We start from the raw sequence: 23,682 nt of genomic DNA on the forward strand, positions 1-23,682 counted from the left end.
TCCTTTCTTTTTTTGCTTTTGGTATAATTTCAAAAAATCAGGATAAAAAATTTTGAAAAAAATAAAAAAAGAATTTAATAAATATGATAATTTTGAAGATACCTTTAAATACTCTTATATAGGTTTACCAAAAGGCTTTATGGGCTTAGAAAAACCTTATTATGGACAGTATTATAAAATAAAAAAACTACTAAAAGAGAAAAATCATACTAATAAGAAATTTCCTTTAGTTTTATTTATACATGGTTCAAGTGGATTAAATAAAGGTACAGTTTATAGAAAATGGATTGTGGAACAAGGTTTTATTTTTATTTGCCCAAACTCTTTAAAAATAGATAACAGACCTACATATAAAACTCCTGATAAAATATCTGCTTATGAGAAAGTACATAAACTAAGACAAGCTGAAATAGTATTTAATATAAATAAAATAAAAAACTTTGATTTTATTGATAAAAACAATATCTTTTTAATGGGAAATTCAGAAGGTGGTTTAGCAGCTGCTGCATATAAAGGGAAAGAATTTAAAGCTAGAATTATTACAGCTTATTCTTGCGAGAATGGATATTATTCAAAAGATTTTAAAATTGGAGCTAAAAAAAGTGATCCAATTTTAAATATTATTGGAACAAATGATGAGTTTTTTAGTAAAAAATCAGAAGCTAGCAAAGATTATAAAGTGGAAGGACACTGTACTAAGGCTTTAAAGAAATATAAGAATGCTAAAGTCGTAATCTTAGCTCAAACTAAACATGATATAACTCAAAATGGCTATGTAAAAGATGATATTATAAGCTTTTTAAGACTTTGGAGGAAAAGCTAATTTTGGAGATTTAATTTATATCCAATTCCTGAATAATTTTTAAGAATTGTTTTATAAGTTTTTTTTCTAAAATCTCTAATTAAAGATTTTAAAGCTGCTGTGGTACACTCATTATCCCAAATATGATATTCCAACTCCTCATAAGTTATTACTCTATTTGGGTTTTGTATAAAAAGATTTACTAAAATGGATTCTTTTTTATTTAATACAAAAACTTTCCCATCTTTTGTAAGGCTTTGGGTTTGAAAATTAAACAAAATACCATTTCCTAAATTTACATTACTGTAAATTCTACTTTCAATAACTTCAAGACACTTGTTTAAACCTAAAAGTAAGTGTTCGATTTTAAATGGTTTCAAAATATATTTTGTAATATAAAGTTCCATTAATGCATAAAGATATTCATTTGCTTTATTATTACTTAAAACTAAGAATGCTGTTTTTATATCACTTTGTCTAATTTCTTGAAGAAACTTCACCATAGTATTATCTAAAAAAGAATCATCAAGAACAATAATACAAGGTGAATATTTCCTATAACAACTTTGGGCTTGTTTTAAACTATTTGCTGTAAATACTTTTTTTAACTTTTCTTCTAAAAGAGGTAAAACTTCATTTTTTGAAGATTCTTTATCATAAACATATAAAACAAGTAAATTATTTAATTTCAAGTATCAAAACCTTTTAAAAATTCATTAGTGCTTTCTACTTTTGCATAAGCAAATTCAAAAGCAGCCATAAAACTTTTGTGAACATCAAAAGAGGAAACTATTTTCCCATCAAACTCTAAGTCTTTTGTTGCACAAGCATCACTTATAACTGTACAATTATATCCAAAATCTTTTGCAGCTCTTAGGGTTGCATCTACACACATATGAGTCATTGCTCCCACAATAACTACAGAATCAATATTTTTTTCATCCAAATAATTTTTTAAATTGGTTTGTAAAAATGAATTTGGATAATTTTTTGTTATCACAAGTTCACTTTCTAGAGGTTCTACATTTTTATGTATATTTGCTCCATTTGAACCTACTTGGAAAAAAGGTGCATCAACTTTTGGGTTTTCATGTTTTATATGAATTATATCTATAGATTTATCTCTAAACTTTTCTAAAATTTTTGAAGCCTTTAAAGAAGCCCCTTCACTATTGTTTAATGGAAATTTTGAATCTTTAAAAGTTTCAAAATAATCATTTTGAAAATCTATTAGAAGTAAAGCTGTACTTTTCATATTTATCCTTTTATAATTTATTAAAAGAATTATAAAAGAATATAGAAGCAAAAAAGTAGGATAACCTACTTTTTATTAGATTTTTTATCTTTTTTTACAAATACTTTTGCAACTTCTTTTGCATATTGTAATTCTGTAGTAATACCAACACAAGAACAATTTATTTCTGATAAAATATAGGTATCTCTTTTTTTATCATCATAATCCATAATATAATCCATAGTCCATAATAAAGGATAATTTTGTCCATTTAAAAAAGGTTTTATATCTTTTAAACCTTTCATTGTAAGATCAATAACATCTTTCCATTTAGGTTCATCTGGAGATTCATATTTATATTTTGCACCAGAAAAAAGTGTTGCTGAAAACTCACCTTCTTGAGGCTTTTTATGAACTACTGAGATTGGTTTATCATTTACAAGAAGAACTCTTACTTCTCCTTCACTGATTCTTTCAAGATATCTACAGCCTACAAAACCAGTTTTTCCTTTAAAATATGCAGCATTTTCTGATTCTTCTTCAAATTTAACTTCAAATTTTTCTAAGAATTCATTCATATTATCATAGTAAAACTTATCATTGTTTACAGCTTCTACAGAATAAATAGAACCATCATCTTTTAAAGAAACTAAATAAACACCCTCACCTGTTGAGCCATAATTTGTTTTTAAAACTCTAATTCCATGCTTTTTCAAATCTTTTGGAAATTTTCTCACAAAGTCTGTATATGTATGATAAAAATATGTTTCATCATCACCTAGTCTTGTATCTTTTAATTTTGCTAAGATATCTTTAAAATCAAGATTTATCATAACATCTGGATGAGTATGAACCTCAACTCCACTATTTCCTAAAGCTTTTAAAAACTGAAAATATTCATCGACTTCTTTTAAATTTCCTGGATTAATTCTACTTATTACTGCAACAGCTCTTTCTTTTAAATAGTCTAATAATTCATACTTTCTATTTGGTTTATAAAAAACAATTTCTGTTTGATAATCAGTTAAATCTTCAATAGCATCTAAAATTGGTTTAGTATCAGGTCTAAAACCATCAAAACCTTTATCACTTCCTTTTTGATACTCTATAATGAAAATTTTATTTTTCATTTCATCTCCTAAAAAATTTTTTAGGATTGTAGTAAAGAAAATATACTTTTTGGTTACAAATAATATATTTTTCTGTTTTTGTAATCTATTTGTAATTTAAAAAGGTAGATAAACTTTATCAAGTAGTTCTTTATATTCTTCTTCTAGATTTGAATCACAGGTTATTCCACCACCGCTTTTATAAAAAAGTTTTCCATCTTTTTGTTTTTCTAAAAATCTTATCATTACAGCACTATTTAAAGAACTTCCATCAAAAACTCCAAAAACTCCAGTGTAATAACCTCTATCGTAAGTTTCATTCTCTTTTAATATTTCTACAGTTTTCTTTTTAGGTGTTCCAGTAATTGACCCAGCTGGTAGAAGTGAAATTAAAATATCACCTATTTTTTCATTCCAATTTTTTTCAAGATGCCCTGATATTTTGGAACTTACTTGTAAAAGTTTCTTATCTCCTGCATTTATTTTATCAAGATATCTAAACTTTTCTACTGTAATTTTATTAGCCATAATTCCCAAATCATTTCTTAATAAATCTACAACCATAGTATGCTCAGCCATTTCTTTTGTATTTCCTAAAATCTTGGCACTTGCATTTTCTATTTTACTATCAATTGTTCCCTTCATTGGATAAGTAGAAATTTTATTCTTTTTTATTTCAATAAATTTTTCAGGGGAAAAGCAAACAAATTCTTCAAAAAACTTTAGTTTATATTTTGCATTTGCTTTTTCATAAATTTCATTTAAATTATATTTTGTCTCAACTTGCGTTTTAAAAGTAAGATTTAAAATATATGAATTTCCACTTTTAATATGTTTTTGTAAAGAATCAAAAGCTTTTTTATATTCCTTAAAAGAGATTGGATATTTTGTAAGTTCTTCTTTTTTATCTATCTTTGAAGAGACTTTCTCTTTTATTTCATATTTTATATCTTCTGGAAGTTCTTTTAAAGGTTTCACATAAAATTCTGTTAAGTCATAAGAAATTATAAAAAGAAATGGCTCTTTTAAAGAGCCATAATAATTTAATATTTCTTGTAAGTTTTTATTCAATTTATTTGATTAGTTTTTTAAGTATTGCCATTCTTACTGCAACACCATTTTTTACTTGTTCTAAAATCTTATTTCGTGGATCACTTAGCATTTCATCAGAAATATCAATATTTCTATTTACTGGACCTGGATGAAGTAAAAGAATATTTCTATCTCCAAACACTTCTTTTGTAATACAATAATCTTTTGCATAGTCATTTAAAGATTGAAAATATACTTCATTGTGTCTTTCAAGTTGAGTTCTTAAACTCATGATTACATCAACCTCATCAATTACATCAGAAATTTTATCATATTGTTTAAATTCATTACTTTCATATTTAAAACAATCAGGAGCAACAAAACAAACTTCCATACCAAATCTAGGAAGAAGTCTTCTATTTGAACCAGCAACTCTTGATGATTTTACATCTCCAATAATAGCTACTTTCTTACCTTCTAAATCTCCATCAAAATGTTCATACATTGTAAAGAGGTCTAAAAGTGCTTGCGTGGGATGCGCATGTTTTCCATCTCCTGCATTTATAATAGGACAATTTACATGTTCTATCAAACTTCCTGGTAATCCACATTCACTGTGTCTAATAGTAATTGCATCTGGACTCATAGCATTTATATTTGCAATTGTATCAAAGATAGTCTCACCTTTACTTCTTGAACTTCTTCCTACATCTAAAGAAATAACTTGTGCTCCTAATCTTTTTGCTGCCATTTCAAAAGCACTTCTTGTTCTAGTAGAATCTTCAAAAAATAGATTAACGATAATTTTACCTTTTAAAACTTCGTTACTTTCCATATCTAAAAACATTCTAGCATCATCAAAAAGTTCAAGAATTTCTTCTTTTGTAAAATCTGCTGTTCGAATTAAATGCTGCATTTTTTCCCTTTAATTTTAGTTTGGATTTTATCAAAAAGGAGTTTAAAAATTTAAATTTATGTATAATAGCCTCAATCAAACCTTAGGAATCTTAATGTATATTTTTTTACTCTTCTTTTCCCTTCTTATTTTTAGTTTTAAAAGTCTTATTTTTGCAAGTGATAAGATTTCATATACTAAAGATGTTAAACCTATTTTAGATAATAGATGTGTAACCTGTCACTCTTGTTATAACTCACCTTGTCAATTAAAACTATCATCTTTTGAAGGTCTTATTAGAGGTGCAAATAAAAAAGATATTTATGAAAATAGATTAACAGCAGCAGAACCTACTAGACTATTTGTAGATGCATCTAGAGAAGAACATTGGAGAGAAAAAGAGTTTTTCTCGGTAAATAAACATTTTGAAGATTCAAATAATTCTATAATGTTAGAATTTTTAAATCAAAAACAAAAGAAACCAACTAATATAGGTAAATATTCTCCTGAAACAGATGACTTAAGTTGTGTGAAAAATGAAAAAGAGTTAAAAGATTATCTAAAAGACAACCCCCATAAAGGTATGCCTTATGGATTTCCAGCCTTAAGCGAAGATGAACATAAAGTTCTTGAAAAATGGTTAAAAAAGAAAACTCAAACTTCTGATGAGAAACATTTGATTTCAGATTTTGAAAAAAATCAAATAGAGAAGTTTGAAAACTTTTTTAATAAACAAGAGATAAAATACCAAGTTACAGCAAGATATATTTATGAACATATTTTCCTTGCACATTTATATTTTGATAAAAATAGTAATAACTTTTTTGAAATAGTAAGGTCAAAAACTAAAACTGGTAAAATAGAAATTATTCCTACTAGATTCCCTTACGAAAAAATAGAAGAGGATTTTTTTTACAGAATTAGAAAAATCAAATCCACTATTGTGCATAAAACTCATATGATTTATGAGTTAAACGACTTTAAGCTAAATAGATATAAAGAATTATTTATAAATATTCCTTGGGTAGAAAAACCATATATGCCCCCTTTTGATACAAAAATATCTGCAAATGCTTTAAAGACTTTTAAACAAATTCCAGCAAAGAGTAGATATGAGTTTCTTCTTGATGATATCCACTATTTCATTATGAATTATATTAGAGGACCTGTTTGTAAAGGGCAAATTGCATTAAATGTAATAAATGATCATTTCTGGGTTATGTTTATGGATCCAAATTCAGACCTTGCAGTAAAAGATTCTTCTTATTTAAATAAAAATCTTAAAAACTTGTCTATTCCAAATAAGTACGGAGAAAATCCTGATTTATTGGAGACTTTTACTATTATTAAAAACTATCAACAAGCTGAAATATATTTTAATAATAAAAATAAAATCTATAAAAAGTATTATAAAGATGGTCTTTCTTTAGAAAATATTTGGAAAGGAAATAAAGAAAAAAATGATTCTATACTAACTATTTATAGACATTTTGATTCAGCTTCCGTTCATAAAGGAGCTTTAGGGAATACTCCAAAAACTTTATGGCTTATTGACTTTCCTTTACTTGAAAGATTATATTATTCTCTAGTTGCTGGTTTTGATATTTTTGGAAGTACTTCCCATCAGTTTTTAGTAAGAAAGCATATGGATAGACTAAGAATTGAAGGGGAAACAAACTTCTTAGAATTTTTACCAAAAAATTCACGAAGAGAGTATTTTAATTCTTGGTATAAAGGTTGGTTAGCTAAACACTTTGCCCTTTATATACCTTCAAATAATGAACCAAACATTGAATATTCAACAGAAGATTATAAAGATGAGTTTATAGATAAACTATTTAAAGAGCTAAATATTAAAAAAGATAAAATAAACTTTATTGAAAAGGACTATAAAAATACAAAAATCTTACGAAAGTACAAAACAAAAGAAGAGATTGAAACTAGCTTAAAAATGTTGACTTTACCAAATAACTCAAGATTTATTCAATATCATACAGATGATAAAACGAATCTAGCCTATATTAAAATTGAATTAAACAATAATGAAAATCTAGTTTACTCTATGGTTATAAATAGATGGCATGATAATGTGGCATTAATGTTTAATGAAGATTCTAGATTAAACCCTAAAAAAGATAGAATTAATTTTATAGAAGGTTTTGTTGGTTCTTATCCCAATATTTTTATAAAAGTCAAACAAGATGATTTAAATGAATTTTTCAATCTAATTTATGATTATCAAGATTCTAAAAAACAAAAGAAAAAACTTTCAAAATTTATAATAAATAGAGCAAATCCAGATTTTTGGGAAGATTATGACTGGTTTACAAATCAATTTAAAAAACAAAATAAACTTCAATTTGGATTATTTGATTTAAATCGTTATTATGATAAAGCTATAAATGACTAAAATTAAATATACTATTAGATATAATCTTTTTCAAATATTATAGATTATTTTAGGAAAAAAAATGGTAGAACAATTAGATAAACAGTATGTACTTCATACATATGCAAGAAATTATGTAAACTTTAAAAAAGGTATAAACGCAACACTTTTTGATGAGAAAGACAAAGACTATATAGACTTTACTTCAGGTATAGGAGTAGTTTCAGTAGGTCATGGAAATAAAGAAGTTGCAGATGCAATATATAAACAAGTTAGTAATATTACTCATATTTCAAATCTTTATGCAATTGAACCACAAGCAAAACTTGCTGAAAAAATTGCACAACTTTCAGAAATGGATGTTGCAACATTTTTCTCTAACTCAGGAGCAGAAGCAAATGAAGGTGCAATAAAAATTGCAAGAAAGTATGGAGAAACAAAATTCAACAAAAAAAGATATAAAGTAATTACTTTAGAACACTCTTTTCATGGAAGAACAATAACAACAGTTAAAGCTACGGGACAAAGCTCTATGCATAGTCCAAATTTTTCACCATATCCTGATGGATTTAAATATGATGCAAGAATTGATGATATTTATAACTCTATTGATGATGAAACTGTTGCTGTTATGATAGAACTTGTTCAAGGAGAAGGTGGAGTACAACCTTTTGAAAAAAAAGATATTCAAGAACTAGCAAAATTCTTAAAAGAAGCAGGTATTTTATTAATAATTGATGAAGTTCAAACTGGTGCTTATAGAACAGGTGAATTTTTAGCTTCAAATCTTTATGAAATTGAACCAGATGTTATTACAATGGCAAAAGGTTTAGGAGGAGGAGTTCCTATTGGTGCAGTTATTACAAAACACAAAGATATTTTTCAACCAGGGGACCATGGTTCAACTTTTGGTGGTAATTATTTAAGTTGTGCTGCAGCAAATAAGGTATTAGAACTTTTAGACTCATATAAAAATAGTGGGGAGCTTGATGAAATAATTATTTATTTTGATAAAAAACTAAATGAAATTCAAAATAAATTCCCTGAAATACTAACTCAAAAAGTTGGGATTGGACTTATGAAAGGTTTTAGAATAAAAGACAATGAAACTCTTACAGCACTTATTTCAAAATGTTTTGAAGAAGGTGTTTTAGTTTTAAAAGCAGGAAGAAACACTTTAAGACTTTTACCACCATTAACTATATCAAAAAAAGAGATTGAGGAAGGATTTAAGAGGTTAGAAAATGCACTTACAAAAATTAAATAAAAATTTTTTTATTTTCCTTTTATTCACTACTTTTTTAAATGCAAATGAAGTTGATGAAAATATTCTTTCTGAAGATAGATTAAATATCATTGACTTTAATAAAAAACAAAATGAAGAAAATAGCTCAAAGTTAAAAAAAGATTGGATTAATCCAATCACTTTTAGCTATTCAAAAAACTATACAGATACTTATGATACAGCTAAAAGTATAATTTCTATAAACCAACCTATTTTTAAAAGTGGAGGAATTTATAGTGCTATAAAATATGCAAATGCAAATTTTAAATATAACAGTTTAGATATTGAAACACAAAGAAAAGAGCTTATAAAACAAGCTACTACTATTTTATTTAACCTGCATATTTTAGATTTAAATATTAAAAAAAATGAATTACTTTTAAAAAATGCAAACATTGATATTCAAAGAAAAAAAGAACAAGTTTTAAATGGTTTTTTAGATACTTCTTATTTAGATAATGCCATATTAGATGCAAATACTATAAAAAACTCATTAGCAGATCTTTATTATCAAAAAGAAGAATTAGAAAATAGTTTTAATAACTTATCAAATAAAGAATATAAAAGATTTACACTACCAACACTTAGTTTAACAAATAAAGAAACTTTTTTAGACAACTCTTTAGAATTAGCTAAAGCAAAAGCAGATATAAATCAAAAAGATTATCTAAAAGATATGACTATTTCTCAATATCTCCCAAGTTTAAATGTTAATTTAGACTATACACATTATCATGATACAGACAATAACTACTCTTTAGATGAAAATTCAAAAACTTATGGTTTATCTGTTTCTATGCCTTTAGATGTAAGAACTTTCAATGATATTGAATCACAAAGAATAGAGTACTTAAAAGCAAAACTAAATTTAAATACAACAATCATAGAAGAACAAAATTTTTATAAAACAAAAATATCGAAAATCAATATGCTAGAAAGAAAAAAGAAAATTGCAAAAGAAGATTTTGAATTATATGAATCTTTATTAAAAATTATTATTGAAGAAAAAAATGCTCAATTAAAAACTCAAAGTGATGTTGATACCCTTGCTAATTCACAAAAAATAAAATCAATAGAAGTAAAAATTTACGAACTTGAAAAGCAAGTTGAACTTTTAGAAATATATGCAAAAGTTATTTAAAATATTATGGCTTTTGCCATAATATTTTATTCTACTTCTTTTTCATTGTAGGTAAATTTAAATAATATTCCATCTCTGATGGAGTTAATATTTTAATAGTATTTGTACTTCCTGGTTGTCCTACTGGATAACCAATTGTTGCAATATAAATACCATCTTTATTTAATAACTCTTTTGCTTCTAAATGCTTAAGCATTGAATGAATCATCTTAGAAGCTTGTGCTTCTTTTATTTTTGCAATTGGTTGAACACCCCAATTTGCACAAAGAGGATTTAAAACTCTTCTTTTATGAGTAAAGATATAAATTGGTGTTCTTGGTCTATATCTTGAAATTTTCATTGCTGATTTACCAGAACTTGTTAAAGCAATAATTCCAGTTGCATTTAAATCATCTGCAAGCTTTGTTGCAGTTGCTTGAATAACATCAAATTTATCATGATAAGCTAATTTGTCATGCTTATCAAAAGGATAAATTTCCTCTGTTTCTCTAATAATATGTGCCATAGTATCAACAGTATTTATAGGGTCAATCCCTACTGCACTTTCTTCACTAAGCATTACAGCATCTGTTCCATCTAAAACTGCATTTGCAACATCAGAAATTTCTGCTCTTGTCGCTCTTTCATTTTCAGTCATTGAAAGTAACATTTGTGTTGCAGTAATTACAGGAATACAAGCTTGGTTTGCTTTTTTTATTAATCTTTTTTGAATAGTTGGAACTTCATAATATGGGACTTCAATTCCAAGATCACCTCTTGCAACCATTATTCCATCACTTACTTCTATAATTTCATCAATATTTTGTACAGCATCAAACTTTTCAATTTTTGCAATAATTCTTCCCTTATAATTACCTAAAAGTTTTCTTGCATTTTCAATATCATTTTTATTTTGAACAAAAGAAATAGCAAAGTAGTCTACTTTATTTTCAACTCCCCATTTTATATCTGCTTTATCTTTTTCAGTAATAACATCTATATCTATTACTGTATTAGGGAAGTTTATTCCTTTTTTAGAACCTAAAGTACCCTGATTCTCGATAACTGCTTTTATCTCTTCACCAGTTTCTATTACTTTTGCTCTAATTGTTCCATCATATAAGTAAATATATTCTCCTTCTTTTACCTTGTCTAGTAAGTCAGGATAATTAATTGATACTACATATTTTTTATCAGCTTCTTTATATCCTACAATATCATTTTTTATAAAAGTTATTTCATCACCTTTAAAAAGTTTAAAAGGTTCTTCCAATTCCCCTATTCTTACTTTTGGTCCAGAAATATCTTGTAAAACTGCAATTGTAGTATTAAGATTATTCATTGCTTTTCTAATATTTTTTAAAGTAGTTGAATGATATTCATGATCACCATGAGAAAAATTCAGCCTGAACATATTTGCTCCTGCTTTTATTAAACCTTCTATCATTTCAACACTATTACTCGCTGGCCCTAATGTTGCTAAAATTTTAGTTCTTTTTTCCATTGGGCTACTCCTTTATATTTTATAATTTTGATTAGCTGATATTATATCAAAAATCATTTACATTGTAGTTACAGAAACTATATATTTAATATTAATTTTTTTTAGATAAACTTCAAAAATGAATCAAAATATACTTTTTAGCCAATATATGAACAATTGGCTTTATGATAAAGATGCTTATTATAGTAATTATAAAACTATAGGAAAAGAAGGTGACTTTTTTACTTCTGTCTCAACTTCCAGTTTTTTTGGGGGAAGTATTGCTAAAAAGATTGTTGATGAAATAGAAAAGAGTAATTTACCCAAAAATACAACAATAGTAGAAATTGGTGCTCACCACGGATATCTTTTAGCTGATATTATTCAATTTATTTATACTTTAAAACCTAAACTTTTAGAAAGTTTAAATTTTGCTATTGTGGAAAGATTTGAAAACCTTAAAGAAGTACAAAAAAAATATTTAAAAGAATGTTTTGCAGATGCAATAAATTTTAAACATTATAATAATATCGAAGATTTAAAATTAGAAAATGCTTTTATTATAGCAAATGAGATTTTTGATGCATTTCCTTGTGATTTAGTTTTTACAGAAAACTCTGAATTAAAACAAGCCTTTGTAAAAAACAATCAAATATCTTTTAAAAAGTGTATAGATTTAGATATTATAAATCATTGTAGGAAATATAATATTACAAAAGGGGAAGTATGTTTAGAATATAAAAACTTTATAGATACTCTTTGTAAAAATATATCACATTTTCATTTTCTTAGTTTTGATTATGGGGATAACTTTCCTAGAAATGATTTTTCCGCAAGAATTTATTCAAAGCATAAAGTTTTACCAATCTTTGAAACAAACATTAGATTAGAAAATTATTTTAAAAATTCTGACCTTACTTATGACGTATTTTTTACTCATTTAATAGATTTATTTAAAAATAATAAAATAGAAGATATTCAATACAATACTCAAATGAATACTTTAATTGAATTTGGGATTATAAATCTATTAGAAATACTTAAAGATAATAGTTCTGAAAATAATTATTTAAGAGAGTTACAAAAAGTAAAGATGCTTATCGAGCCTACTGGAATGGGAGATAGATTCAAAAGTTTATATATCAAAAAATGACATTTAATAAAAATAATATTTTGATAAAGTTCTTTACATTAACTTTTATGTATAATTTTACATTAAACTTCTTAGCAAAAGGAAAATAATGAAAAATCTATCCATAAAAGCTAAATTACTACTAATAGTTATAAGTTCAATTGTAATTGTTTCTGTAATAATCTTAATTGAATCAAATATAGCTTTATATAAAACCTCAGATAAAATAACAAATGAGTTTGAGCAGCAAGCTTTTAAAGCAAAAGAAGAAGAACTTAAAAGTTATGTGCAAATTGCATATAAAACAGTAGAAGCCTTCTACAAGAGAGCCCAAGAAAATCCAGAAAATACATTAGAGTATAAACAAGCAGCAGTAAAAGCAATTGAAGCGATTAGATATGGGAAAGATGGTTATTATTGGATAAATGATTCTCATCCAAATATGATAATGCATGCTATTAAACCAGCATTAAATGGTACTGATTTATCAGAAAATAAAGACCCAAATGGTGTTTATGTTTTTAAAGAAATGATTAAAGCTACTTCTGATGGAGATAATGAAGGCTTAGTAAGATATGTATGGCCTAAACCCGGATTTGAAAAACCGCAGCCAAAATTCTCATATGTAATTAAATTTGAACCGTGGGATTGGATAATTGGAACTGGAGCTTATGTAGATAATATTACAACTTCAATAAATGAAATGAAGTCTTCAACTGAAGAAGAAATATTTGAAACTATGATTACAAATATTATAATTATTTTTATAATTATGATTATTTTAGCCTTTGTTATGCTTGTAATTGCAAAGAAAAGTATTTTTGATCCTCTTGAAAAATTCCAAAATGGACTATTAAGTTTTTTCAAATATCTTAATAAAGAACAAAATAATATAGACTTACTTGATGATAGTAGTAAAGATGAGATTGGTACAATGTCAAAAGAAGTAAATCAAAATATCAAAAAAACACAAACTTTGATTGAAGAAGACTCTGTATTAATTGATGATGTAAAAAGAGTAGTTGCAGAAGTAAAAGCAGGATATCTTGATAAAAAAATCACTAAAACAACTCAAAATGAAGCACTAAAAGAGCTACAAATAATCTTTAATGAAATGCTTGAAATTATGGAGAGAAATGTTCATAATGATATTAATGAACTAAATAAGGTATTAGTTAGTTTTAAAAATAGAGATTTTAGAGAAAAAATTCAAACACCTAAAGGTGAAGTTGCAAAAACTTTAAATGAATTATGTGAGATAATCAATAAAATGTTACTTGATAGTTTACAAAATGGTAACACTATGAATGAAAATGCAGAAACTCTTAGAAATAATGTAGAACAATTAAGTGTTAGTTCTAATGAACAAGCAGCTTCTTTAGAAGAAACAGCTGCTGCACTAGAAGAAATTACTGGTACAATTACAAATACTTCAGAAAATATAGCTCAAATGGCAAATTATACTCAAGAATTAAGTAATTCTGTAAAAACAGGACAAGAATTAGCAGGACAAACAACCTCAGCAATGGAAGATATAAACTCACAAACACAGTTAATTGCTGAAGCTATTACAGTAATAGACCAAATAGCATTCCAAACAAATATTCTTTCATTAAATGCAGCAGTAGAAGCAGCAACAGCAGGAGAAGCTGGAAAAGGTTTTGCAGTTGTAGCACAAGAGGTTAGAAACCTAGCAAATAGAAGTGCAGACGCAGCAAAAGAGATAAAAACTATTGTTGAAAATGCTACATTAAAAGCAAATAGTGGTAAAGAAATTTCTCAAAAAATGATAGAAGGTTATCAAACTATTAATACTAAAGTTCAAGAAACAAATACTTTAATCGTTGATATTACAACAGCATCTAAGGAACAAAGTACAGGAATTGCTCAAATAAATGATGCAGTTGCACAATTAGATAAAGCTACTCAAGAAAATGCACATATTGCAAGTAACACAAGTGACATTGCAAATCAGACCTCACAAATGGCAATAAATATTGTACAAGAAGCTAATAAATCAGAGTTTCTAAATAAAAATAGTGTCAAAATAAAAAAACATGAAAAAACAACAACTATAAAAAAAGAAAAAGAAACTTCAGTTTTAAAAAAAGAAAATAAAGAAAAAAAAGTAGAAGTTATTAAAGCTAATAATACAGAAAATGATGATGAATGGGAAACTTTTTAGTTTTCTATTCTTAAAATAAAAGTGTAACTATTTTTCATTTGATTATTATGAAAATAAACTGTTAAACTAAAAATTAAAAATAAGGATATAAAATGAATCTTATTGTAAATGGTGAAGAAAAAACTTTTGATGCAAACTCTACACTACAAACAATTATAGATAAACTAAAAATAGAAGAAAAAGTAATGGCTGCTGCTGTAAATATGGAAATTGTAAAAAAAGAGCAATGGAATAGTTATCAACCAAAAGAGAATGATAAATTAGAACTTCTTCAGTTTGTTGGTGGAGGTTGATATAAGATGTCTTCTAAAGAAAAAGGGAAACTAGCAGAACAAAAAGCTTGTAAATATTTAGAAGACTATGATTTTTATATTATAGAAACAAATTTCTTTGCAAAAAAACTTGGAGAAATAGATATTATTGCTAAAAAGAATAATATCTATCACTTCATTGAAGTAAAATCTGCCCTTGATTATGAAACAGCTATAAATAATATTACTCCAAGTAAACTCTCTAAATTAAAAAGAAGTATTGAATACTATCTTCAAATAAAAAAACTTGATATTTCATATTGTATTGATGTGATAATTATTGTAGATAATGATATTGATTTAATTTCTAATATTACCATTTGAAATACTATTGCAAAATGAAATATATTTTGCTATAATTATTTTATGTTTTTACACCTAGATTTAGACTGTTTCTTTGTATCAGCCCACAGAACTATTGATAAAAGTTTAGAAAATATTCCTACTGCCGTAGGAGGACGAAGTAATCTAAATATATTTTCTAGTAAAAAAGAGCTTAGACATATAAGTGAAAATGGTGGAGCTTTTGTTAGCACAATTCTAACAAATGAAGGCGAAAAAAGTTTTAAAGAATACTTTGTAGATGAAAACGGAAGAATAAGAGGAATCATCACTACAGCATCTTATGAAGCTAGAGCTTACGGAATAAAAACAGCAATGAGTGTAAACGAAGCTTTAAAGTTATGCCCAAACTTAAAAATGATTGCTCCAAACTACCCTTTATATCATGAACTTTCAAAGAAACTCTCTGATTTATTAAAAAAAGAAATCCCTTTAGTTGAACAATACTCTATTGATGAATTCTTTGGGGATTTAAGTGGCTATATAAAAGAAGAAGAGATTGAAGAGTTTGCATTTAATTTAAAGAAAAAAATCAAAGAAGAACTTGATTTACCTATCTCAATAGGAATAGCTTCATCAAAATACCTTTCAAAATTAATAACTGAGCATGCTAAACCAGATGGGATAAAACTTGTAAAAAAAGAAGATATAAAAAACTATATAAAAAATATTCCTATTGAAGAATTTCCAGGTATTGGAAAAAAATTTCATGAAAGATTAAAAGGTTATGGAATAAAAACTTTAGGTAATATTGAGAATAAAAAAGAACTATTTTACTCTTGGAAAAAGCCTGGTATTGAACTTTATAATAGAGTCTGTGGAATAGAAGATAATAAATTAAACCTTCAAAGGGATAAAAAATCTATTGGTATAGGTAGAAGTTTTGATGCTATTTATGATAGACAAGAACTTGAAAGAAGAGTTCTAATATTAAGTAGATATTTATGTTTTATTGTAAAAAAAACTGATAAAAACCCTCTTTCTTATGCTATAAAAATCAAATATGAATCAAATTTAAAAGCTAAAGACTTTATAAATGTAAATAGAATATTTAATGAAGAAGACTTTAAAAAAAGTATGATAAATTTATTTAAAAAAAATGATACGCACCATAATCATGGGATAATTCAATTAAATCTAACAGTTTATAATTTTTCAAATCCAAATGAGTATACTTATAATATTTTTGAATATGAATCAGACATAAAAAAAAGAGAACTTAGTAATAAAATCCAAATACTTAGACAGAAATATGGGGTAGACATAATAAAAAGTGCTTCAGAGATAAAAAAAACTATTTGAAATTGGTTGCGGAAGCTGGATTTGAACCAACGACCTTCGGGTTATGAGCCCGACGAGCTACCGGACTGCTCTATTCCGCGCTAATCGATAAATGGATGGGATAGCAGGATTCGAACCTGCGAATGCTGGTACCAAAAACCAGTGCCTTACCGCTTGGCGATACCCCAAATAGTAATACTGTTGAAATATCTTTAAGAGTGAAATTGTAACAGATAAAACTTAAAACAATATAATTTTTATAGGTAAAAATGAAATTCAATCTTTTCATAATATTTTACTTATTTTTTATAAATATACTAATCAATATTCTGTATAATTAGAAAAAAATAGGACTTTGACTATATGCATATAAAATTATTAATATTAGTTCTTTTACTTTTTAATCCTTTATTCTCAAAAACATTACCTATTTATTCAGAAATAGAAAAAATAGATCTTTTAAGATTTTCACAAATATATATTGATTCTACCCAAAATCTTTCAATATTAGATATTAAAAAAGAGAACATAAACTTTAGAAATAATGATAAAAAAATGGTAGGATTTGGGTATTCACCTGCTTTTAATGTATGGATAAAATTCACACTAAAAAATGAAACTGAAAAAAAAATTTTAAAAATATTAGAATATGATAACCCATTAACCACTCACATAGAGTTTTATTCGCCTGACAATAATTATAGAAAGATACAAAAAGGTTTATTTTTTAAAGATAAAAATACTAATACAATTAATTCAACATTTCAAATAGTACTAGAACCATTTAGCAAGAAGACCTATTATATAAAAGCTAAATCAGAAATAACTCCACTAATAGTAAAAATTAATTTATGGGAGAATTCAAACTTTTTAAGTAAAGAATTAAAACATCAAGCTATTTTATGTCTATTTTTTGGAGCAATGCTAATATTAGCCATATACAATTTATTTATATATTTTTTTACAAAAGATGTAAGTTACTTATATTATGTTCTTTATATTATTGGAATAATTATTCATCACTCTTTATATGTAGGATTAGCTACAACTTACATTTTAGAAAGTTATCTAATAAAAAATGTATTTATTTTTGCTTCTGTAATTGTTGCTATTCCTATTTTAGCTTTAGCTTTTTTTACAAAAGAATTCTTACATACAAAACAATACCCAAAAAATAATAGATTTTTAAATATTTATATTCTAATACTTATTTTATCTATAATCTTTTTCTTACTTACTAATTCATATGATAAATATAGAAATATATTAACTATGCTTTTACTTGTATATTTAATGTCCCTTACAATATATGCTGCATTAAAAAAGAATACACAAGCTTACTTTATTCTTTTTGGTTGGTCTATTTTCTTACTATCTGGCTTAGCAATGTTCCTATCAAGTGCTGGAGTATTTAATATTTATCAATATTTTCCATATTTTGTTGAAACTTCTTTTGTTTTAGAGGCTATAATTTTTTCAATTGCTTTAGCTAATAAAATTAATAAGTTACAAAAACAAAAAAATGAAGCAAATCAAAGATTATTAAAACATCAAGAAAGTGAAACAAAAAGATTAAGTAAAGAAGTAAACAAAAGAACAAAAGATTTAAAAGAAACATTAGTAGAAAAAGAGCTTCTGTTAAAAGAGCTTAATCATAGAGTAAAAAACAATATGCAAACTATAGTTTCACTAATACGTCTTCAAAATGATGAAGTAAAAAATGAGAAGTTAAATGATATTTTACTTACTATTCAAAATAGAATTAATGCAATGAGTCACTTACATGAACTCTTATATAAACAAGATAATATCTCACATATAAATACTTATGCGTATTTTGAAGTTTTAATTGAAGAAGTGAAAGAAAGTTATAAAAAAGATGTAGATATAAAAATAGATATAAAAACAAACCTAAGAATGGAACAAGCTATTTATTGTGGTTTAATATTAAATGAACTATTAACAAACTCTTTTAAATATGCATTTCCTAATCTTATAGGAAAGATATCTATTACTCTTACAAAGAAAAACAATTTAATTACTCTTATAGTAAAAGATAATGGAATAGGATATAACAAAGAAAAAGTTCATGATTCTTTAGGGCTTACACTTGTTGATACCTTAGCAAGAAAACAGCTAAAAGGAAATATTTTCATAGATACTACAAAAGGGGTATTTTCTAAAATAATTTGGGAGGATAAAGAATAGAAATTATTTTGTAACACTACATGTGACATAGAACATATATAGTTTGTCTAAAAAAGGACAAACATGAGTTACTTAAATAAAAACATTTCAATAAACTATTTACAAGATTTTGTAAATCAAACTATTTCAAAATCAAATTATCTTCCTGAACAATTTAATGAACAACAAAAAGAAGCCTTAGAAATATTTAAAAAAAGAATTTTTCTTGAGGAAATTATTGAAGAGACCATAAACTTTAATAAGAAACTCAAATGGGAAGATAAATACTCTAATATAAATTTAATTAAAAATACAGAAGAATTAATTGAGGTTTTTAAATTAAGAAGTGATGTTTATCATGAAATTTCTTATGATAAAGAGTGTCCTGATAAAATAAAAGGCTTAAACTTTGACCTTTTTGATAAAAGCTCAGCAATAATATATTGTACAACAAACAATCAAATTTCAGGAACAATCAGATTTATATTTGATTCAAATAACAAACTTCCAACAGAAGAAAAAGTAAATTTTGACGAATTTAGAAACACTTATAAAAAAATAGGAGAAATCTCAAGGAATATTGTAAAAACAAGAAATCAAGGATTAAATCAAGAGTTTAAATATCTAATGAATGGTATCTATAATGTTTTTATCAATAATGATGTAGATATTGCTTTATCAGGTATAAGAAAAGACCATTTAAAACTATTTCAAAAGCTTGGAGGAGTAAATGTTGAAAAAGAATTATCAGCATATGGTAATGTTAATATTCCTTTTTTAATAATCTCATATAATCCAAGACTTGCATCAAAATTTTTTAAAAAGGTTTTTTTGAAAGAAAATATGTGACATACCTGTGACATAAAAATGTTATCATTTTAAAAATAATTAAGATTGAATATGAGTAAAAATAAAATATTAATAGTAGAAGATGAAACAATAGTAGCTTTAGAAATTCAAAAAGCATTAGAAAGTTTTGATTATGAAGTAACAGATATTGCTACAGATTATGAAAGTGCACTAGAAAGTGTAAAAAAGAATTCTCCAAATTTAATTTTAATGGATATAAATTTAGGAGGAGATAAAGATGGTATAGATATAGCTAAAGAGATTCAAAATAGTTACACTATACCAATAATCTTTACAACAGCATATTCCGATGAGGAAACAATAAATCGTGCAATTAGAACCAACCCTATTAGCTATTTGATAAAACCATTTAAAAGAGAAGAATTAAAATCAAATATTTTATTAGGACTATACAAATCAAAAAATAGTGATAAAACAAAAATAGATAAGAAACTTTTAAATTTGGGATATCAATATTTTTATGATGAAGAACTAGATAAATTATACTACAAAGAATTATATATAAAACTTGGATTAAAAGAAAGAAAACTTTTAAGAATTCTTATTGAAGAAAAAGGGAAAATTGTATCTTTTGAAAAGATTGAATATAAGATTTGGAATACACATATTGTTTCAAGTAGTACATTAAGAACCCTTATTTATAGATTAAGGTCAAAACTGCACTACGATTTAATTGAAACAATCCCAAATGTAGGTTGTAGAATTTATATAAAAGGTTAAAATAAACTTCGTTTATGATGTTGTTTTTTTAACTCTTCAATTTCTTCTTGAAAATTAGTAACTAAATCTCTTAAATCATTTATTCTTTTTTTATTTTCAAGATCTTTTTTAATAAAAGAATCTAACTCTTCAGTTTTTTCTGCCAACATTACTTCCATATCCTTAATATGTTTTTCATGTTTTCTATTAACACTTTTTAAAGCATTTAAAGCTTCATACATTTGCTCAAATTGCTTTGTTTTATCTTGTCTAGTCATTAAATTTAGTTTATCAAATTCTAAATTGTTACGTTCATAGGCTTCTAATTGGCTTAATAATTGTTTTCTTTTCATTTCTATTTGTTGTGCTCGAGAATCAAGAGATTTAATAGTGTTTGAAGACTCTTGTAGTCTTTGAAACAATTCTTCTTTTTCTTTAGATAAAGTTCCAATTTTCTTTTTATATTCTGTTATTTGTTCTAAAAATCTTTTAAAGTTTTCTCTTTTTTTTAGTTCCTCTTCAGTCACAAGAAATCTTATAGCTATATATTGTTCTATTTTTTTATTTGAACTATCAAAAATAGGTATTATTTTTGTATTTACAAAAAAAGTAGAGCCATCTTTTGCTAAATTCTTAAAAGTACCACTCCACACTTTACCACTTTGAATAGTTTCCCATAGATTTTTGAAAAAATCTTTTGAAACCTCTGGATGTCTTATTACTTTATGTGATTTTCCAATTAGTTCATCTTCTGTAAAACCTGTAATCTCACAAAAGCCATCATTTACATAAGTTATTTTACCACTTAAATCTGTTTTTGAAACTATTGCTTCTTGATTTAAGATATCTAAATAGGTTTGAAGTTCTTTTTTCTGTACTTCATAATTTTTTTGATAGAAAATATCTGTGCAAATCCTATCAAGTTTTCCATTTATTATATTCAAATCAATTGGTTTTAAAATATAACTATCTATATGCAAAGAAATTGCTTTTAACATTTGTTCAGTCTCTGTTCTTGCCGTAATAAGCATTGTTGGAACTTTACTATCAATTTCTTTTATTTTTTCAAGCATTTCTAAGCCATCCATTTTAGGCATATTAATATCACTGATAATCAAGTCAAATTTTTCATTCTTATTAAATGCATCTTGAAAAGCAAAAAAACCATCCAAACCATTTGCACATAACTGAACATCAGTAAATCTTCTTTTTAAAAACTTACCTAACTTTTCCCTAGCTAACTCTTCATCTTCGACATATAAGACTTTTAAATTTTTTATATTAATTGTACTTTCCATTAGATATCCTTCAATCCATCTTTAATTAATGTTTTTTCATAAGTTTTGATAGCTTTTTCTTTAATATCATTTTCTAAGTTATTTTCATAAATAACAATAAGTTCTCCTTTGAACTCATCAACTAAAAACTCTTTTTCTTCTTCATTTAGTTTTGAAATATCAATTAAAATCTTACTTTCTTTATCTTTAAACTTTTTAAACTCTTCAAAACTTGATACCTGCTTTACTAAATATTTTTTATTTAATTGTATTATTAAATTAAAAAATAAAATAGGGTCATTATTTAAAATATAAATCTCTTTTTTTTCTTCATCTAATATTTCTATTTGATTTTCCATTAATACTTCTTCTATATCTTCTTTTTTATCTTTTGAATCTGCTTTTAATTCTAAAGTATCAAGTCCTTTTAGAAGTTCTTTATTTTTAGAGATAGTAACAATAAATCTAGAACCTACATTTTCTTCACTTGTTACAGAGATATCTCCTTTTAATAACTTACTTAAATCTTTACATATAGCTAACCCTAATCCTGTTCCACCATATTTTCTAGTTGTGCTACCATCTACTTGTTTAAACCTATCAAAAATATGAGATAATTTCTCTTTTGCAATACCAATTCCTTGGTCTTCAATTATCATTTTTATATTTTCATCATCATTTCTTATAATAAATTTGATTTTCCCTTTTTCTGTAAACTTTAAAGAGTTACTCAATAAATTTTTTGCTATTTGTTTAATTCTATCCTTGTCACTAAAAATATAGCCTATAGACTCATCAACCTCATATATAAAATCAAGATTCTTTTCATTCATTTGTTCGATGAACATATCATAAATACTATCTCCTATATCTTTAATATCTACTCTATCATTATTTAAAATAATTTCCCCAGCTTCTAGTTTTGATAAATCTAAAACATCATTTATTAAAAATAACAAGTCTTTTCCACATTTATTAATTATTTCAAAATTTTTAATTTCTTTTTCATCAAAAACACCTCTTCTATTTTTCATCATTACATTACTGATTACATTAATTGAGTTTAAAGGTGTTTTCAATTCATGACTCATATTTGCCATAAAGTCATCTTTTGCTTTGTTTGCATCTTGCAACTCTTTTTTCTGTTGTTCTAATTTATTTTTTTGTATTTCTCTAATCATTGTTAACTGTTGCATATTAATATATGCTTCATTAATCCTTTTTGACATTTTATTAAATGTACCTGCAAGCTTATGAAGTTCATTCTTTTCTATTTCTTTAAGATCAATCTCTATTGTTTCATGCTCAACAACATCAAACTTTTTAGTTGCAGCAATAATTGTATTTAAGGGTCTAATTAAATGTTTTGAAGAGAAAATAAAAAATAATACACCTAATAAAATCATACTTGCTATGATATTTAGTAAAATTAGAAAAATTGATTCTTCTAAATTAATATATACTTCATTTAAATCTATAAACAGAAAGATATAGTAGTTTTGTTCTTTTAATTTAAACTCTATTGTATGGGTTAATAAATTATTTGAATAGGCATAGGTTAAACCTTCTAAACGGATAATTGGCTCAAGATTCTTTATATCTTCACTAACTACTCCATCTAAAAAAATAAAACTCCTTTTTTCATTTATAATTGATATCCCTGTAATGTCTGTAGTAGATTCAATTGCATTAGCAAGATTTATTAAAGCATTAATATTTCTTTGCTTTACATTCTCTATTAATATATTTTTATATACATTTTCTATCTTTTGAAATATTTTTGTTATTTGTTTTTTTTCATTTCTATATTCTGTAAAAATTTGAAAAGATACAAATAAAAACATAAAAACAAAATATGTTAAATAAACTTTTTTAAATAATATATAACCTATACTATTTTTGAATTTTTCAATTAAACTTATCATCATATATAATAGAATAAATTAATTATTCTACCCTCCTAAATGAAATTATAGTAACAAATAATACTATAAAAGTATTAATAAATAAAATTTTTTGATATTTTTACAATACTATATGTTATTATAA

General features: G+C 25.3%; 19 protein-coding genes, 2 tRNA genes and 1 pseudogene. 12 read left to right on the forward strand and 10 right to left on the reverse strand.

Translation table 11 applies throughout. The annotated features are described in order from the left end of the window. Positions 1-52: 52 nt before the first annotated feature. Positions 53-823, forward strand: a complete 771-nt coding sequence (locus CP965_RS07900) for an alpha/beta hydrolase family protein (protein WP_129061556.1) — start codon at positions 53-55, stop codon at positions 821-823. Here CP965_RS07900 and CP965_RS07905 read toward each other — a convergent pair. From CP965_RS07905 to CP965_RS07925, 5 genes are all read right to left on the reverse strand, one after another. Beyond that, on the reverse strand, positions 820-1,494 hold the full coding sequence (locus CP965_RS07905; protein ID WP_129061557.1) for a response regulator transcription factor: 675 nt from the start codon (positions 1,492-1,494) through the stop codon (positions 820-822). The two genes, CP965_RS07900 and CP965_RS07905, sit on opposite strands and share 4 nt — an antisense overlap. Then, positions 1,491-2,057 (reverse strand): cysteine hydrolase family protein, encoded by a 567-nt coding sequence (locus tag CP965_RS07910; protein WP_129061558.1) that lies wholly within the window; start codon positions 2,055-2,057, stop codon positions 1,491-1,493. Before CP965_RS07910 ends, CP965_RS07905 begins: the two co-directional genes overlap by 4 nt. 65 nt (positions 2,058-2,122) lie before the next feature. Beyond that, positions 2,123-3,166: a Cj0069 family protein gene (locus tag CP965_RS07915; RefSeq protein ID WP_129061559.1), complete on the reverse strand. Its 1,044-nt coding sequence runs from the start codon at positions 3,164-3,166 to the stop codon at positions 2,123-2,125. Between the two features lie 96 nt (positions 3,167-3,262). Beyond that, on the reverse strand, positions 3,263-4,216 hold the full coding sequence (locus tag CP965_RS07920) for an aminodeoxychorismate synthase component I (protein WP_129061560.1): 954 nt from the start codon (positions 4,214-4,216) through the stop codon (positions 3,263-3,265). 1 nt (position 4,217) lies between these two features. Then, positions 4,218-5,093, reverse strand: coding sequence for an aspartate carbamoyltransferase catalytic subunit (locus CP965_RS07925; protein WP_129061561.1), 876 nt, complete (start codon positions 5,091-5,093; stop codon positions 4,218-4,220). A gap of 94 nt (positions 5,094-5,187) precedes the next feature. Here CP965_RS07925 and CP965_RS07930 point away from each other — a divergent pair, with 94 nt between their 5' ends. The 3 genes from CP965_RS07930 (at position 5,188) to CP965_RS07940 (ending at position 9,887) form a co-directional block, all read left to right on the forward strand. Then, a complete protein-coding gene (locus CP965_RS07930) occupies positions 5,188-7,482 on the forward strand; it encodes a fatty acid cis/trans isomerase (protein WP_129061562.1) in 2,295 nt (764 codons plus the stop codon). Between the two features lie 61 nt (positions 7,483-7,543). Then, on the forward strand, positions 7,544-8,728 hold the full coding sequence (locus tag CP965_RS07935) for an aspartate aminotransferase family protein (RefSeq protein ID WP_129061563.1): 1,185 nt from the start codon (positions 7,544-7,546) through the stop codon (positions 8,726-8,728). Beyond that, complete coding sequence (locus CP965_RS07940) at positions 8,706-9,887, forward strand: TolC family protein (RefSeq protein ID WP_129061564.1); 1,182 nt, start codon at positions 8,706-8,708, stop codon at positions 9,885-9,887. Before CP965_RS07935 ends, CP965_RS07940 begins: the two co-directional genes overlap by 23 nt. A gap of 31 nt (positions 9,888-9,918) precedes the next feature. Here CP965_RS07940 and pyk read toward each other — a convergent pair whose 3' ends face one another. Next, positions 9,919-11,370 carry a pyruvate kinase gene (gene pyk, locus CP965_RS07945; protein WP_129061565.1) on the reverse strand — a complete coding sequence of 484 codons (1,452 nt, stop codon included), beginning with the start codon at positions 11,368-11,370 and terminating at the stop codon, positions 9,919-9,921. A gap of 148 nt (positions 11,371-11,518) precedes the next feature. Here pyk and CP965_RS07950 point away from each other — a divergent pair, with 148 nt between their 5' ends. From CP965_RS07950 to CP965_RS07970, 5 genes and pseudogenes are all read left to right on the forward strand, one after another. Continuing rightward, a complete protein-coding gene (locus CP965_RS07950; protein ID WP_228712694.1) occupies positions 11,519-12,502 on the forward strand; it encodes an SAM-dependent methyltransferase in 984 nt (327 codons plus the stop codon). Between the two features lie 217 nt (positions 12,503-12,719). Then, positions 12,720-14,666, forward strand: a pseudogene (locus CP965_RS07955) (methyl-accepting chemotaxis protein); the annotation flags it as partial. A gap of 92 nt (positions 14,667-14,758) precedes the next feature. Next, complete coding sequence (gene thiS, locus CP965_RS07960) at positions 14,759-14,959, forward strand: sulfur carrier protein ThiS (RefSeq protein WP_129061568.1); 201 nt, start codon at positions 14,759-14,761, stop codon at positions 14,957-14,959. Positions 14,960-14,965: 6 nt separating this feature from the next. Further along, positions 14,966-15,301, forward strand: coding sequence for a YraN family protein (locus tag CP965_RS07965; RefSeq protein WP_129061569.1), 336 nt, complete (start codon positions 14,966-14,968; stop codon positions 15,299-15,301). 42 nt (positions 15,302-15,343) lie between these two features. After that, on the forward strand, positions 15,344-16,621 hold the full coding sequence (locus CP965_RS07970) for a Y-family DNA polymerase (protein WP_129061570.1): 1,278 nt from the start codon (positions 15,344-15,346) through the stop codon (positions 16,619-16,621). 3 nt (positions 16,622-16,624) lie between these two features. Here CP965_RS07970 and CP965_RS07975 read toward each other — a convergent pair. Both CP965_RS07975 and CP965_RS07980 read right to left on the reverse strand, forming a co-directional pair. Next, positions 16,625-16,701: transfer RNA gene (locus CP965_RS07975), tRNA-Met, on the reverse strand. A gap of 12 nt (positions 16,702-16,713) precedes the next feature. Then, positions 16,714-16,788: transfer RNA gene (locus tag CP965_RS07980), tRNA-Gln, on the reverse strand. Positions 16,789-16,963: 175 nt separating this feature from the next. Here CP965_RS07980 and CP965_RS07985 point away from each other — a divergent pair. From CP965_RS07985 to CP965_RS07995, 3 genes are all read left to right on the forward strand, one after another. Then, complete coding sequence (locus tag CP965_RS07985) at positions 16,964-18,808, forward strand: 7TM diverse intracellular signaling domain-containing protein (RefSeq protein WP_129061571.1); 1,845 nt, start codon at positions 16,964-16,966, stop codon at positions 18,806-18,808. 63 nt (positions 18,809-18,871) lie between these two features. Continuing rightward, positions 18,872-19,636 (forward strand): N-acyl amino acid synthase FeeM domain-containing protein, encoded by a 765-nt coding sequence (locus CP965_RS07990; protein WP_129061572.1) that lies wholly within the window; start codon positions 18,872-18,874, stop codon positions 19,634-19,636. A 51-nt stretch (positions 19,637-19,687) separates the two neighbouring features. Next, positions 19,688-20,377 (forward strand): response regulator, encoded by a 690-nt coding sequence (locus CP965_RS07995; protein ID WP_129061573.1) that lies wholly within the window; start codon positions 19,688-19,690, stop codon positions 20,375-20,377. Here CP965_RS07995 and CP965_RS08000 read toward each other — a convergent pair. Together CP965_RS08000 and CP965_RS08005 are read right to left on the reverse strand one after the other, a co-directional pair. Next, on the reverse strand, positions 20,374-21,654 hold the full coding sequence (locus CP965_RS08000; RefSeq protein WP_129061574.1) for a response regulator: 1,281 nt from the start codon (positions 21,652-21,654) through the stop codon (positions 20,374-20,376). The two genes, CP965_RS07995 and CP965_RS08000, sit on opposite strands and share 4 nt — an antisense overlap. Next, a complete protein-coding gene (locus CP965_RS08005; RefSeq protein WP_164971008.1) occupies positions 21,654-23,558 on the reverse strand; it encodes a sensor histidine kinase in 1,905 nt (634 codons plus the stop codon). Before CP965_RS08005 ends, CP965_RS08000 begins: the two co-directional genes overlap by 1 nt. Between the last annotated feature and the right edge of the window lie 124 nt (positions 23,559-23,682).

The organism is Halarcobacter mediterraneus (genome assembly GCF_004116625.1).
In the GTDB taxonomy this organism is placed as follows: Bacteria; Campylobacterota; Campylobacteria; order Campylobacterales; family Arcobacteraceae; genus Halarcobacter; species Halarcobacter mediterraneus.